The 13,899-nt window shown below is 74.6% G+C and carries 10 protein-coding genes; 6 read left to right on the forward strand and 4 right to left on the reverse strand.

Features of this window, described 5'->3' with window-relative positions:
- Window positions 1–41: 41 nt before the first annotated feature.
- The 6 genes from infB (at window position 42) to ACZ6ZN_RS31560 (ending at window position 9,806) form a co-directional block, all read left to right on the forward strand.
- The gene (gene infB / locus ACZ6ZN_RS31535; protein ID WP_469651534.1) at window positions 42–3,119 is read left to right on the forward strand and encodes a translation initiation factor IF-2; all 3,078 of its coding nucleotides are present in this window, start codon (window positions 42–44) and stop codon (window positions 3,117–3,119) included.
- A gap of 185 nt (window positions 3,120–3,304) precedes the next feature.
- Complete coding sequence (locus ACZ6ZN_RS31540; protein ID WP_369193440.1) at window positions 3,305–3,598, forward strand: DUF503 domain-containing protein; 294 nt, start codon at window positions 3,305–3,307, stop codon at window positions 3,596–3,598.
- Window positions 3,599–3,642: 44 nt separating this feature from the next.
- A complete protein-coding gene (gene rbfA, locus ACZ6ZN_RS31545; protein WP_398106272.1) occupies window positions 3,643–4,095 on the forward strand; it encodes a 30S ribosome-binding factor RbfA in 453 nt (150 codons plus the stop codon).
- Window positions 4,092–4,997, forward strand: coding sequence for a tRNA pseudouridine(55) synthase TruB (gene truB / locus ACZ6ZN_RS31550; RefSeq protein WP_398106271.1), 906 nt, complete (start codon window positions 4,092–4,094; stop codon window positions 4,995–4,997). The genes rbfA and truB overlap by 4 nt, the downstream gene beginning before the upstream one ends.
- A gap of 254 nt (window positions 4,998–5,251) precedes the next feature.
- Entirely contained in the window at window positions 5,252–8,674 is a 3,423-nt protein-coding gene (locus tag ACZ6ZN_RS31555; protein WP_469651536.1) for a trypsin-like peptidase domain-containing protein, read from the forward strand.
- A 169-nt stretch (window positions 8,675–8,843) separates the two neighbouring features.
- A complete protein-coding gene (locus ACZ6ZN_RS31560) occupies window positions 8,844–9,806 on the forward strand; it encodes a bifunctional riboflavin kinase/FAD synthetase (protein ID WP_451880116.1) in 963 nt (320 codons plus the stop codon).
- A gap of 40 nt (window positions 9,807–9,846) precedes the next feature.
- Here ACZ6ZN_RS31560 and ACZ6ZN_RS31565 read toward each other — a convergent pair whose 3' ends face one another.
- The 4 genes from ACZ6ZN_RS31565 to ACZ6ZN_RS31580 are packed head-to-tail and all read right to left on the reverse strand — an operon-like array spanning window position 9,847 to window position 13,890.
- The gene (locus ACZ6ZN_RS31565) at window positions 9,847–10,875 is read right to left on the reverse strand and encodes an ABC transporter ATP-binding protein (protein ID WP_469651538.1); all 1,029 of its coding nucleotides are present in this window, start codon (window positions 10,873–10,875) and stop codon (window positions 9,847–9,849) included.
- Complete coding sequence (locus ACZ6ZN_RS31570) at window positions 10,872–11,939, reverse strand: ABC transporter ATP-binding protein (RefSeq protein ID WP_469651540.1); 1,068 nt, start codon at window positions 11,937–11,939, stop codon at window positions 10,872–10,874. The genes ACZ6ZN_RS31565 and ACZ6ZN_RS31570 overlap by 4 nt, the downstream gene beginning before the upstream one ends.
- A complete protein-coding gene (locus tag ACZ6ZN_RS31575; protein WP_469651542.1) occupies window positions 11,936–12,847 on the reverse strand; it encodes an ABC transporter permease in 912 nt (303 codons plus the stop codon). Before ACZ6ZN_RS31575 ends, ACZ6ZN_RS31570 begins: the two co-directional genes overlap by 4 nt.
- Window positions 12,844–13,890 (reverse strand): ABC transporter permease, encoded by a 1,047-nt coding sequence (locus ACZ6ZN_RS31580; protein ID WP_451880112.1) that lies wholly within the window; start codon window positions 13,888–13,890, stop codon window positions 12,844–12,846. Before ACZ6ZN_RS31580 ends, ACZ6ZN_RS31575 begins: the two co-directional genes overlap by 4 nt.
- Window positions 13,891–13,899: the final 9 nt, after the last annotated feature.

Genomic DNA, 13,899 nt, shown 5'->3' on the forward strand with positions numbered 1-13,899 from the left:
TAGCGACGGTCCGGACGCAACCCGGACCTCAAAGGAGCGAAGTGGCTAAGGTCCGGGTCTACGAACTCGCCAAGGAGTTCGGTGTCGAGAGCAAGGTCGTCATGGCCAAGCTCCAGGAACTCGGTGAATTCGTCCGTTCGGCGTCTTCGACCATCGAAGCGCCCGTTGTACGCAAGCTGACGGACGCCCTCCAGCAGGGCAACGGCGGCAAGTCCGCCCCCGCCCGCAAGGCTGCCCCGGCGAAGCCGGCAGCCCCCTCCCCGGCGCAGGCAGCCCGTCCGGCCGCCCCGCGCCCGCCGGCGCCCAAGCCGGCCGCCGCCGAGAAGCCCGCGGCCCCCGCCGCGCCGGCCTCTCCCGGCCCCCGTCCCACCCCGGGCCCGAAGCCCGCGCCGCGGCCCGCCCCGGCGTCCCCGGCTCCGGCCGCGCCCGAGTTCACCGCGCCGCCGTCGGCCCCCGCCGCTCCGGCCCAGGGCTCCGGCCCGCGTCCGGGCGCCCCGCGTCCGGCCGGCCAGTCGCCGCGTCCGGGTGCTCCGCGTCCGGCCGGTTCCGGCCAGGGCGGCCAGGGCCGTGGCGACCGTCCCGGCGCTCCGCGTCCGGGCGGCGGCGCCCCGCGTCCCGGCGCCCGTCCGGCGGGTCCCCGTCCGGGCAACAACCCCTTCACCTCCGGCGGCTCCACCGGCATGGCGCGCCCGCAGGCGCCCCGTCCCGGCGGCGCCCCGCGTCCGGGCGGCCCCGGTGCCCCCGGCGGTGCCCCGCGCCCGCAGGGCCAGGGCCAGGGCGGTCCCCGTCCCCAGGGTGCGGCGGGCGGTCCCCGTCCGCAGGCTCCGGGCGGCGCGCGTCCGACCCCGGGCGGCATGCCCCGTCCGCAGGGCGGTCCGCGTCCCGGCGGCGGCCCCGGCGGCCCGCGTCCCAACCCCGGCATGATGCCGCAGCGTCCGGCTGCCGGCCCGCGTCCCGGCGGCGGTGGCCCCGGCGGCCGCGGTCCCGGCGGCGGCGGTCGTCCCGGTGGCGGCGGCGGTCGTCCGGGTGGCGGCGGTTTCGCCGGCCGTCCCGGCGGTGGCGGCGGCGGTTTCGCCGGTCGTCCCGGTGGCGGCGGTGGCGGTGGCGGCTTCGCCGGTCGTCCGGGTGGTCCCGGCGGCGGTGGCCGTCCCGGCTTCGGTGGCCGTCCCGGCGGTCCCGGCGGCCGTGGTGGCACGCAGGGTGCGTTCGGCCGTCCCGGCGGTCCGGCGCGTCGTGGCCGCAAGTCGAAGCGGCAGAGGCGCCAGGAGTACGAGGCCATGCAGGCCCCGTCGGTCGGCGGTGTGATGCTGCCTCGCGGCAACGGCGAGACCATTCGCCTGTCGCGCGGTGCCTCGCTCACCGACTTCGCCGAGAAGATCAACGCCAACCCGGCGTCGCTCGTCGCGGTCATGATGAACCTCGGCGAGATGGTCACGGCCACGCAGTCCGTCTCCGACGAGACGCTGCAGCTCCTCGCCGACGAGATGAACTACACGGTTCAGATCGTCAGCCCCGAGGAGGAGGACCGCGAGCTGCTCGAGTCCTTCGACCTGGAGTTCGGCGAGGACGAGGGCACCGAGGAAGACCTCGTGGTCCGTCCGCCGGTGGTGACCGTCATGGGTCACGTCGACCACGGTAAGACCCGACTGCTCGACGCCATCCGCAAGACGAACGTCATCGCGGGCGAGGCCGGCGGCATCACCCAGCACATCGGTGCCTACCAGGTCGCGACCGAGGTCAACGAGGAAGAGCGCAAGATCACCTTCATCGACACCCCGGGTCACGAGGCGTTCACCGCCATGCGTGCCCGTGGTGCGAGGTCGACCGACATCGCGATCCTGGTGGTCGCGGCCAACGACGGCGTCATGCCGCAGACGGTCGAGGCGCTCAACCACGCCAAGGCGGCCGACGTCCCGATCGTCGTCGCGGTCAACAAGATCGACGTCGAGGGCGCCGACCCGACCAAGGTGCGCGGTCAGCTCACCGAGTACGGGCTGGTGGCCGAGGAGTACGGCGGCGACACCATGTTCGTCGACATCTCCGCCAAGCAGGGTCTGCACATCGACTCCCTGCTGGAGGCCGTGATCCTCACGGCCGACGCCTCGCTCGACCTGCGGGCCAACCCGAACCAGGACGCGCAGGGCATCTCGATCGAGTCCCGCCTCGACCGCGGCCGTGGTGCCGTGTCGACGGTCCTCGTCCAGCGAGGCACCCTGCGGGTCGGCGACACCATGGTGGTCGGCGACGCGTACGGCCGCGTCCGGGCGATGCACGACGACAACGGCAACAGCGTCGCCGAGGCAGGCCCCTCGACGCCGGTCCAGGTCCTGGGCCTGACCAACGTCCCGGGTGCCGGCGACAACTTCATCGTGGTGGACGAGGACCGTACGGCCCGTCAGATCGCGGAGAAGCGCGCCGCCCGCGAGCGCAACGCGGCCTTCGCCAAGCGCACGCGCCGTGTCTCGCTCGAGGACCTGGACAAGGTGCTCAAGGCCGGCGAGGTCCAGCAGCTCAACCTCATCATCAAGGGTGACGCTTCCGGGTCCGTCGAGGCCCTGGAGTCCTCCCTGCTCCAGCTGGACGTCGGCGAAGAGGTCGACATCCGCGTCCTGCACCGCGGCGTCGGTGCGGTCACGGAGTCCGACATCGACCTGGCCATGGGCTCGGACGCCATCGTCATCGGCTTCAACGTGCGCGCCGCCGGGCGTGCGCAGCAGATGGCCGAGCGCGAGGGTGTCGACGTCCGGTACTACTCGGTCATCTACCAGGCGATCGAGGAGATCGAGGCGGCCCTCAAGGGCATGCTCAAGCCGGAGTACGAAGAGGTCGAGCTCGGTACGGCGGAGATCCGCGAGGTCTTCCGCTCGTCCAAGCTGGGCAACATCGCGGGTGTTCTCATCCGCTCCGGCGAGGTCAAGCGCAACACCAAGGCGCGCCTCCTCCGCGACGGCAAGGTCATCGCGGAGAACCTCAACATCGAGGGTCTGCGTCGCTTTAAGGACGACGTCACCGAGATCCGCGAAGGGTTCGAGGGCGGTATCAACCTCGGCAACTTCAACGACATCAAGGTCGACGACGTCATCGCGACGTACGAGATGCGCGAGAAGCCGCGGGCGTAACGCCCACGGTGTCCTGACCGGCCGACGCGGCACCGCCGCGTCGGCCGGCTGGCCGTTGGGGCGGTGTGCGCACCGGGAAAACCCGATCGAGCCCCCGGGCCGTTCGCGGTAACGTTCCTGGTGTTCCTGCCGTCCCGACTGCGCAGGGCCATCCGATCCCGTACCGGCGGGTCATCCGGACACACATGTACGTGGGGACTCTGTCCTTCGACCTGCTTCTCGGCGACGTACGGTCGCTGAAGGAGAAGCGCTCCGTCGTCCGCCCCATCGTCGCCGAGCTCCAGCGCAAGTACGCGGTGAGCGCGGCCGAGGTGGACCACATGGACCTCCATCGCAGAGCCGCCATCGGCCTCGCGCTGGTGTCCGGCGACGCGGGGCACCTCAGCGACGTGCTCGACCGGTGCGAACGGCTGGTGGCCGGGCACCCCGAGGTGGAGTTGCTGTCCGTCAGGCGGCGCTTCCACGGCGAAGACGACTGACGAACCGAGAACGAACCGGACAGGAAAGAACGGGAGACGGACCAGTGGCCGACAACGCGCGTGCCAAGAGGCTGGCGGACCTCATCCGAGAGGTGGTGGCCCAGAAGCTGCAGCGCGGGATCAAGGACCCGCGGCTCGGCTCGCACGTCACCATCACGGACACCCGGGTCACGGGTGACCTTCGGGAGGCGACCGTCTTCTACACGGTGTACGGGGACGACGAGGAGCGCGCGGCGGCCGCCGCCGGCCTGGAGAGCGCCAAGGGCGTGCTGCGCTCCGAGGTCGGCCGGGCCGCCGGCGTGAAGTTCACGCCGACCCTCACCTTCGTCATGGACGCCCTCCCGGACACCGCCCGGAACATCGAGGACCTCCTCGACAAGGCGCGCCAGTCCGACGAGAAGGTGCGCGAGGCGTCTGCCGGGGCGACGTACGCCGGTGGCGCGGACCCGTACCGCAAGCCGGACGAGGACGACGAGACGGACGACACCGCCGAATGACCCAGAAGCACACCACGCCCGACGGCCTCGTCATCGTCGACAAGCCGTCGGGCTTCACCTCGCACGACGTGGTGGCCAAGATGCGCGGCATCGCCCGGACGCGACGCGTCGGGCATGCCGGCACCCTGGACCCGATGGCCACGGGCGTCCTCGTCCTCGGCGTCGAGAAGGCCACCAAGCTCCTCGGTCACCTCGCACTGACCGAGAAGGAGTACCTGGGCACCATCCGGCTCGGGCAGAACACCCTCACCGACGACGCCGAGGGGGAGCTCACCTCCTCCACCGACGCCTCCGGCATCACCCGCGAGGCGATCGACGCCGGCATCGCCGAGCTGACCGGCGACATCATGCAGGTGCCGTCCAAGGTCAGCGCCATCAAGATCAACGGCGTGCGGTCGTACAAGCGCGCCCGGGAGGGCGAGGAGTTCGAGATCCCCGCCCGCCCGGTACGGGTGTCCTCCTTCGGCGTGCACGACGTGCGGGACGCCGTCGCGGAGGACGGCACGCCCGTGCTCGACCTGGTCGTCTCGGTCGTCTGCTCCTCCGGCACCTACATCCGGGCCCTGGCCCGTGACCTGGGCGCCGGGCTCGGCGTCGGGGGGCACCTCACCGCCCTGCGCCGCACCCGCGTCGGCCCCTACAAGCTGGACGCCGCGCGCACGCTCGACCAGCTCCAGCAGGAGCTGACCGTGATGCCGGTGGCCGAGGCCGCCGCGGCCGCCTTCCCGCGCTGGGACGTCGACGCCCGGCGCGCCAAGCTGCTCGGCAACGGCGTGCGGCTGGAGATGCCCGACGAGTACGCCGGTCGCGGTCCCGTCGCCGTCTTCGACCCGGAGGGCCGCTTCCTCGTCCTCGTCGAGGAGCAGCGCGGCAAGGCCCGGAGCCTGGCTGCCTTCGGCTGACGGACGCCGGGAGACACCCGTCCGTGGAGCGGCGGCCACGGGGTACCTCCACCTCCGCCGCTCCACGGTCCCCCCTCGGTTCCCCCACCCTAGGGTTATCCACCCGCCCTCCTCCATTCACCCGTCCGTGCCAGCGCTCGGAGTGAACCGGGGGAGCGGAAGGGGGCGCTTTCGCAAGGTGATCTGTCCCGCCGATCTTCGCCGCCCTACTGTCGAACACAAGGGCACGGGTGTACGGCGGGGAGGCTCGGACGATGGCGTCGCGAAACCGGTCCCGGGAGCCGGAGGACGGCTCACGGGACTCCCGGGAGCAGCCCGGCGCAGCCGGGCACGACGACCGGGCGTTCCCCCGGAACGCCCTGGTCCGCATCCACGACCTCGCCGGCCGCCCCCGCGGCACCGGCTTCCTGGCCGACCACCACGGCACGCTGATCACCAGCCACGAGGCCGTCGACGGTCTGCCCCGGCTCGTCCTGCACGGCGCCGGGGACCGCCGCCGGGTCGTCGACGCCGACGCCGTCACGCCCCTGCCCGCACGGAACCTGGCCCTGGTGCGCACCGAGGGGCTCGGGGTGCCGCCGCTGCCCGTCACCGTGCGGGAGGAGATCGGCACCGGCGCCTATGTGCACATCCCCGCCGGCGGCTGGCGCGAGGCCCGGGTCCTGGGCCGCACCCTCGTGACGTACGCGGCGATCGACCGCTTCCACCGGCTGGACGACGCCCTGGAGCTCGCCGTCGGGACGGCGGGGCGCGACGCGCTGCGCCTGGGCGGGGGAGCGGCCGGCGGCCCGGTCCTCGACGCCGCCACCGGAGCCGTGGTCGGCGTGCTCGGCACCGCGCTCAGCTCCGGCCACAGCGAGGTGGGGTTCGCCGTGCCGCTGCACACCGGTGTCGCCGGCCGGACGGGACCGCTCGGCGCGCTGCTGGCCGAGAACGCGGCGACGGTGCCCGCCTACGGCGCCGACCTCAACCTGGCCGGTGTGCTGGCCCTGACGACGACCTCCGCGGGCCTGGACGGCCCGCCGCCCGGCGGCACCGACGCCCCGGACCCTGTCGAACGGCCGGACGTCGCGGCCGCCCTCGCCGCCTTCACGGCCCGAGGGACACCCGTCCTCGGGCTCGTCGGGCCGCCCGGCAGCGGCCGGACCACGGAACTCGCCGCCCTCGCCGCCCGCCGCCGGGCCGACCGGCACCCCACGCTCCTGCTGCGCGGCTGCGACCTGCACGACGAGGACACCTCGGTCGCGGAGGCCGCCCGCCGGGCGCTCGCCCGCTCCGCCCCGGTCCTGGCCGCGGCCCGGGACCCGCTCCCGGCCGATCCCGCGGACAGCACACCCGAACGGCTGGCCCGGATCGCCGCCGGGCTCGGCCGGCCCCTGCTGCTGGTGCTCGACGACCCGCAGGAGATGCCGCCCGCCCTGGCCCGCCGGACGGCCGGCTGGGCGGAGGCGACGGTGCGGTGGCTGCGCGACACGGGGGCGCGGCTCGTGGTCGCCTGCCGGGAGGAGTACTGGGAGCAGGCCGCACCCCTGCTGGACTCGCCCGGCTGCGTCCGCCTCGGCGACCTCACCGAGGCGCAGGCCCGCGAGGCCCGCCTGCGGCACGGCATCCCCGACGGTGCCCTCGCCGCGGCCGACGCCCGGCACCCCCTGACCCTGCGGCTGCTCGCCGAGGTCCACGGCGCCCTGCCCGGCGGCCCGGACCTCGCCGGGGCAGCCCTCGACCGGCACGAGGTGCTCTCCGCCCACCTCGACCTGATGTGCCTGCGCGTCGCCACCCGCCTGGCCGCCCCCGGCGGCCTGCACGGCACCGCGGTGCGCCGGCTGGCCGCGCGGGTCGCCGGGCGGGTGCACGAGGCCGCCCGGCGCAGCCTCGGCCCCGGCCACGGTGACCTGGACCGGGAGGCGTTCGAGGCGGTGTTCCCCTGGGAGCCCGCGCCCGCCCCGCCCGGCGGCACCGGCTGGGCGCCGGCCGTGCTCGCCGAGGGCCTGCTGGTTCCCGCCGGATCCGGTTACCGCTTCGCCCACGAGGAGTTCGCCGACTGGCTCCAGGGCCTGCACCTCGATCTCGACGAGGCGCTGCACGCCCTCGTCCACCGGGGTGGGCAGACGGCGCCCGAACCGGTCCCGCACCACCGCGCCGGACCCGTCGTCCAGGCCCTGCTGCACCTGGCCCGGCAGCACGGCGGCGCCCGGCTCGCCTCCCGACTGGCCGACCTCGTGCACGCCCTGGACGCCGACCCGGGCTCCTGGTGGGCCGCGCGGCTCCTCACCGGCACGCTCGCGGCCGTGCCCGACGCGACGCCGTACACCGAGGTGCTGCGGCTGCTCGCCGACCGGATCGTGGCCTGGCGGCGCCAGGAGCGGCCGCTGCCCGCGGAGGCCGGCCCCGCCTTCTGGACCGGCCTGCGGCTGCCGCAGGACGTGCGGTGCGCCCTGCTCCGACGGCTGGTGCACGCCGACGGGCCGCCGTGCGAGGCCGGACCGCGCTTCCTCGACGCCGTGGCCGCACTGCTCGAAACCGACCCGGTCGCCGTGCAGCGGCAGCTCACCCGCTGGTTCGACGACGAGCAGCCGCTGCCCGCCACCCCGCACGCGACCGTCGCCACGGCCGCCCAGGCCCTGCTGCACACCCACCGCCACCGCGCCCCGGACGAGCTCGCCGACACCCTCGCCGACCGCGGCCACCCGCGGGCCGACGAACTGCTCGCCGTCCTGGCCGAGGAGGAACCCTCGGCGATCTGCCGGGCCGTCGAGCGATGGGCCCGCGACGAGCGGCCCGAACGCAGGATCGCCGCGGTCGAGCACGGCCTGCGCGTCGCACCCCGGGCCGGCAAGTCGGGCGACCGCGCCCTGCTGCGCTTCACCGCCCTCACCCTCCTCGCCCGCCCCGCGGACGCCGCCCTGCACGGCGGCGCCCTCGCCCTGCTCGTCCAGGACCCGCAGACCCGACCCCGCCATCTGCCCCGGGCACTGGAGCACTTCGCCGCGGGCGACCCCCGGTTCCCGCCGGACGCGCTGACCGGCGCCCTGGCCAGCCACCCCGAGCCGGTGCTCGACGCCTTCGCCCGGCGGCTGGAGCGCCCCGACGCCGAGGAACCGCTGCGGGCCCTGGCCGACGCCACCCCGCCCGGCCTCGCCCACCGGGTCGCCGCCCTCCTCGGGGACGCCGCCGAGCGCCGCCCGGACCTCGCCGGGCCGATCGCCGCCTGCGTGGACCGGCGGCTCGACCGGGGCGCCGCCGCCAGGGCCGTACTCCTGCCCCTGGTCACCGGCCTGCTGGAGACCGGCGGCGTACGGCTGCGCTGCGCCCTGGCCGCCGTCCTCACCCCACCCGGCATCCCCGCCTCCCGGCCCGTGCGCCGCGAACTGCGCGACGCGCTCCTCGCCCGCGAGCAGGACACCGACGTCCTGGACGCGCTGCTGCACGCGGCGGCCCGGGACGCGGGCGAGGACCTGCGCGACCTCGCCCACCGGATCGGCCTGCGCCTGGCCCGCACCCCGGAGGGCGCCACCCGCTTCGACCGCGCCCTGGTCGACCTCGGCCGGCACGTGCCGGGTTTCGCCGCACGCGTGGCGGGCTGGCTCACCGACGAGCCGGGGGAGTGGGCCGCCCTCGTCGGACCCAGTGCGCGCCGCACGATCGAGGGCCTGGCGGGCCTGCGCGTGCCCGCCTGAGCGGCGAGCCGGTCACCGGGACGTGCCGCCGTGCCGTGCGCCCTGTCACAGCGCCCATGCCGATGCGGGCAGGCGGCACCCGGCATGGCACCCTTAGACCTGCGCACGAGGCAATCACGGACGACCGACCGACACGGGTTCGACGAGCTTTCGACAAGGAGCAGGCACAGTGCAGCGCTGGCGTGGCTTGGAGGACATCCCCCAGGACTGGGGGCGCAGCGTCGTCACCATCGGCTCCTACGACGGAGTCCACCGCGGACACCAGCTGATCATCCGGCATGCCGTCGACCGGGCCCGGGAGCTCGGCGTGCCCGCCGTCGTCGTCACCTTCGACCCGCACCCCAGCGAGGTCGTCCGCCCCGGCAGCCACCCCCCGCTCCTCGCCCCCCACCACCGCCGTGCCGAACTCATGGCCGAGCTGGGCGTGGACGCGGTGCTCATCCTCCCCTTCACCACAGAGTTCTCGAAGCTGTCGCCGGCCGACTTCGTCGTCAAGGTGCTCGTCGACAAGCTGCACGCCAGGGCCGTCGTCGAGGGCCCCAACTTCCGCTTCGGCCACAAGGCCGCGGGCAACGTGGAGTTCCTGGCCACCCAGGGCAAGACCTACGACTTCGAGGTCGAGGTCGTCGACCTGTACGTGACGGGTGAGGCGGGCGGCGGCGAGCCGTTCTCCTCGACGCTGACCCGGCGCCTGGTCGCCGAGGGCGACGTCCGGGGCGCCGCGGAGATCCTCGGCCGTCCGCACCGGGTCGAGGGCGTCGTCGTCCGGGGCGCCCAGCGCGGGCGCGAGCTCGGCTTCCCCACCGCGAACGTCGAGACCCTGCCCCACACCGCGATCCCGGCCGACGGCGTGTACGCCGGCTGGCTGCACGCCCAGGGCGAGGTCATGCCCGCGGCCATCTCGGTCGGCACCAACCCCCAGTTCGAGGGCACCGAGCGGACGGTGGAGGCGTACGCCATCGACCGTGTCGGGCTCGACCTGTACGGGCTGCACGTCGCGGTCGACTTCCTGGCGTTCGTGCGGGGGCAGGCCACGTTCGACACGCTGGACGCCCTGCTCGAGCAGATGGGGCGGGACGTGCAGAGGTGCCGGGAGCTGGTGGCGGCCGAAGAGGCCGGTCCGTCCGCCTGAGGGCCGTCCGTCTGAGATCCGTCCGCGGCACCGCTGGGGCCTAGTCCCGCGGTTCCCCGCGCCCCTGGAGGGTCGTCGCCCAGTGGCAGGCGACCTGCGACTGCCCGCTGCCGCTCAGCACCTCCGGGTCCCGGCCCCGGCACGCGTCCGACACGCCCGCCCGGTCCGCCTCGCCGCTCGCCAGGACCTGGCAGCGCGCGTGGAAGCGGCAGCCCGGCGGGACCCGTGAGGGGTCCGGGGGTTCCCCCGTGAGCACCACCGGGTCGCCCGGGGCCTCCGGGAGGACGGACAGCAGGGCCTGGGTGTAGGGGTGCCGCGGCGCCGTCAGGACCTGCTCCACCGGGCCCGTCTCCACGATCCGGCCCAGGTACATCACCGCGACCCGGTCGGCGATGTTCCACGCCAGGCCCAGATCGTGCGTCACGACCAGGGCGGACAGGCCGAGTTCGGTGCGCAGGCGCAGCAGCAGCGAGAGGATCTCGCCGCGCACGGAGGCGTCGAGCGAGGCCACCGGCTCGTCGGCGACGAGGAGTTCGGGCTGGAGGACCAGCGCGCCCGCGATGACCACGCGCTGACGCTGCCCGCCGGACAGTTCGTGCGGGTAGCGCAGGAAGAAGCGCTCCGGCGGCCGCAGGCCGGCGCGGGAGAGCGCCTCGGCCACGGCCGCCCGCTCGTCGCCGCCGTGGCCGTGGATGCGCAGCCCCTCGGCGACCGCGTCGTACACCGTGTGCCGCGGGTTGAGGGAGCCGCTCGGGTCCTGGAGGACCAGCTGGACGCGCTTGCGGTACGCCTTCAGGGAGCGGCCCGAGTACCGCAGCGGGCGGCCGTCGAAGGAGACCTGCCCCGACGTCGGCTCGACCAGGCCCAGCAGGCTGCGGGCCAGGGTCGTCTTGCCGCAGCCGGACTCGCCGACCAGCGCGACGATCTCGCCGGGCCGGATGTCCAGGTCGACGCCGTCCACCGCGCGCGCCGGCGGTCCGCCGTGCCGGCCGGGGAAGGTGACGTACAGGTCCCGGGCGCTCAGCAGGGGTGCCGTGGTGACCCCGGGGGCCGTAGGGGAGAGGGTCATGGTGTGCCGGGCCTCGCTTCCTCCAGGGCTTCCGGGTCCCCGGCCGGTTCGCCGGGCGCCCCCGGGGACCGCCCGGTGCGGCCCCCGGACCGCTCCCGGCCGGTCGCCGCTTCCGGCGGGCCGGCCAGCACGCAGGCCGCCCGGCGGTCGGGAGCCGTCTCGCGCAGCGCCGGGTCCTGCTCGGTGCACGAGTCCAGGGCCACGGGGCAGCGCGGATGGAACGTGCACCCGGCCGGCAGCGCGGCCGGGTCGGGCGGATCGCCCGCCAGGCCCCGGGGCGCGAACCGGGACGCGGGGTCGCCGATCCGCGGGAACGCCGCCGACAGGGCCCGGGCGTAGGGGTGCCGGGCGTCCCGGTACACCTGGGCGGCCGGGCCCTCCTCGACCACGCGGCCCGCGTACATCACCGCGAGCCGGTCGCAGGTGTCCGCCAGGACCGCCAGGTCGTGGCTGATCATGATCAGGCCGAGGTCCTGGTCCGCGACCGACTGCTCGATGAGGCGCAGGATCTGCGCCTGGATCATCACGTCCAGGGCGGTGGTCGGCTCGTCCGCGACGACCAGCCGAGGGTCGCACGCCAGCGCCATGGCGATCATCACCCGCTGGCGCTGCCCGCCGGACAGCTCGTGCGGGTAGGCGTGCGCGCGGGCCGCGGGCAGGCCGACCTGCTCCAGCAACTCGCCGGTCCTCTTCCTCGCCCCGGCCGGTGTGGCCTTGCGGTGCAGCAGGATCGGCTCGGCGATCTGGTCGCCGACGCGGTGCACGGCGTTCAGGGAGTGCATCGCGCCCTGGAAGACGATCGAGGCGCCGGCCCAGCGGACCGCCCGGACCCGGCCCCACTTCATGGTCAGCACGTCCTCGCCGTCGAGGAGCACCTCCCCGGTGATGCGGGTGCCCGCGGGCAGCAGCCGCAGCAGGGCCAGCGCCAGTGTGGACTTGCCGCAGCCCGACTCACCGGCGATGCCGAGTTTGCGGCCGGCCTCCAGGCGCAGGTCGACCCCGCGCACGGCGGCCGCCCCGCCCGGATACGTGACCGTCAGGTTCCTGACGTCGAGCAGACTCAACGCGACACCCCCAGCCTGGGGTTGAGGACGGACTCCACGGCCCGCCCGCACAGTGTGAAGGCCAGCGCCACCACGGCGATGGCGATGCCCGGCGGCACCAGGTACCACCAGTCGCCCGCGCTGACCGCGCCCGCCTCACGGGCGTCCTGCAGCAGTCCGCCCCACGACACGACCGTCGGATCGCCCAGGCCGAGGAAGGCGAGGGTCGCCTCGGCGAGGATGGCCGAGGAGATGATCAGGGTCGTCTGGGCCAGCACCAGCGGCATCACGTTGGGCAGGACGTGCCGGGACATGACGTGCCAGTGCCCGCCGCCGAGCGCCCGCGCCCGCTCGATGTACGGCCGGGTCTCCACCGCCAGGGTCTGTGCCCGCACCAGACGGGCCGTGGTCGGCCAGGTGGTGACGCCGATGGCGACGACGGTCGTGGTGAGCGAGCGGGACATCACGGTCGCCAGCGCGATGGCCAGCACCAGCGTCGGCATCACCAGGAACCAGTCGGTGATCCGCATCATCACCGTCGCGTACCAGCCCTTGAAGTGCCCGGCCGTCACGCCGATCAGCGTGCCGATGGCCACCGACAGCACGGCCGCGAGCAGCCCGACCAGCAGCGACACCCGCGAGCCCCAGATCACCAGGCCCAGCAGGTCCCGCCCGAACTGGTCCGTGCCGAGCGGGAACTCGGCGCTCGGGCTCTGCATCGGACGCCCCGGGGCCTGCGTCACGCTGCTCACGTCGGAGCCGACGAACAGCGGGGCGAACAGGGCCAGCAGCGCGCACAGGGCCAGTACGGCCAGCCCGTACAGGCCCGCCCTCTCGGCACGGTAGCTCCGCCAGAAGCGGGCGGCGGAGGCCCGCCGGCGCTGCCGGGCGAGGGCGCGCGGGTCCGGAGCCGGCTGGGTCGTCGTCATCGTGCCACCCGGGGGTCCAGCAGGGGATAGACCAGATCAGCGAGGGTGTTCATCACGATCACCGCGGCGGCGAACACGAAGAACAGTCCCTGCACCAGCGGCAGGTCGGGCACGCTCAGCGCCTGGTAGAACAGGCCGCCGAGACCCGGCCAGGAGAACACCGTCTCCACCAGGATCACGCCCGCCACCGTCCGGCCCAGATTGATGAAGATCAGGGTCACGGTCGGCAGCAGCGCGTTCGGCACGGCGTGCCGGCGGCGCACGAGGTCGTCGCGCAGGCCCTTGGCCCGTGCGGTCGTCAGGTAGTCGCTGCCCATCTCGTCCAGCAGCGCGGACCGGGTGACCAGCAGCGTCTGCCCGTACTCCACGGCCACCAGCGTCACCACCGGCAGCACCAGGTGGTGGGCCACGTCGAGGACGTGGGCGAAGCCCTCCTCCCCACCCGACTCCATGCCGCCGGTGGGGAACATGCCGGGGATCGGCCCGATCCCCACCGACAGCACGATGATCAGCAGCAGCCCGAGCCAGAAGGACGGGATGGAGTACAGCGTCAGCGCCAGGCCGGTGTTGACCCGGTCGCCGGTCCCGCCCCGCCGCCAGGCCGAGCGGGTGCCCAGGAGGATCCCGAGCGCCGTGTACAGCACGAACGCGGTCACCGTCAGCAGCAGCGTGTTCGGCAGCGCCTCGGTGATCTTGTCGACGACGGGGGCGCGGAACTGGTACGACGTCCCGAAGTCGCCGGTGAGCGCCTTGCCGCAGTAGTCGGTGAACTGCCGCCACAACGGCAGGTCGAGCCCGAACTCCGCACGGTAGGCGGCCAGTTGCTCCTCGGAGACCTGGCGGCCGCCCGTCATGGTCTTCACCGGGTCGCCCGGGATCAGCCGGAAGAGGAAGAAGCTGGTCACGAGGACGGCCAGCAGCGAGACCAGCGCACCGGCCACCTTGCCGGCCAGGTACCGCGGGTACGCCGAGCCCTTGCGTACCCGCGGCCCGGCCGCCGTCTGCCTGTCCTCGACCAGCGCGGGGGTCGCGTCAGCGGTCATGAGTGCCCG

The sequence above is a fragment of the Streptomyces sp. NPDC053665 genome (assembly GCF_055585285.1).

Coding starts and splice junctions, on each gene's coding strand:
- ACZ6ZN_RS31540 (WP_369193440.1), top strand. CDS start 3,305: ATGTACGTGGGGACTCTGTCCTTCGACCTGCTTCTCGGCGACGTACGG.
- truB (WP_398106271.1), top strand. CDS start 4,092: ATGACCCAGAAGCACACCACGCCCGACGGCCTCGTCATCGTCGACAAG.
- ACZ6ZN_RS31555 (WP_469651536.1), top strand. CDS start 5,252: ATGGCGTCGCGAAACCGGTCCCGGGAGCCGGAGGACGGCTCACGGGAC.
- ACZ6ZN_RS31565 (WP_469651538.1), bottom strand. CDS start 10,875: ATGACCCTCTCCCCTACGGCCCCCGGGGTCACCACGGCACCCCTGCTG.
- ACZ6ZN_RS31575 (WP_469651542.1), bottom strand. CDS start 12,847: ATGACGACGACCCAGCCGGCTCCGGACCCGCGCGCCCTCGCCCGGCAG.
- ACZ6ZN_RS31580 (WP_451880112.1), bottom strand. CDS start 13,890: ATGACCGCTGACGCGACCCCCGCGCTGGTCGAGGACAGGCAGACGGCG.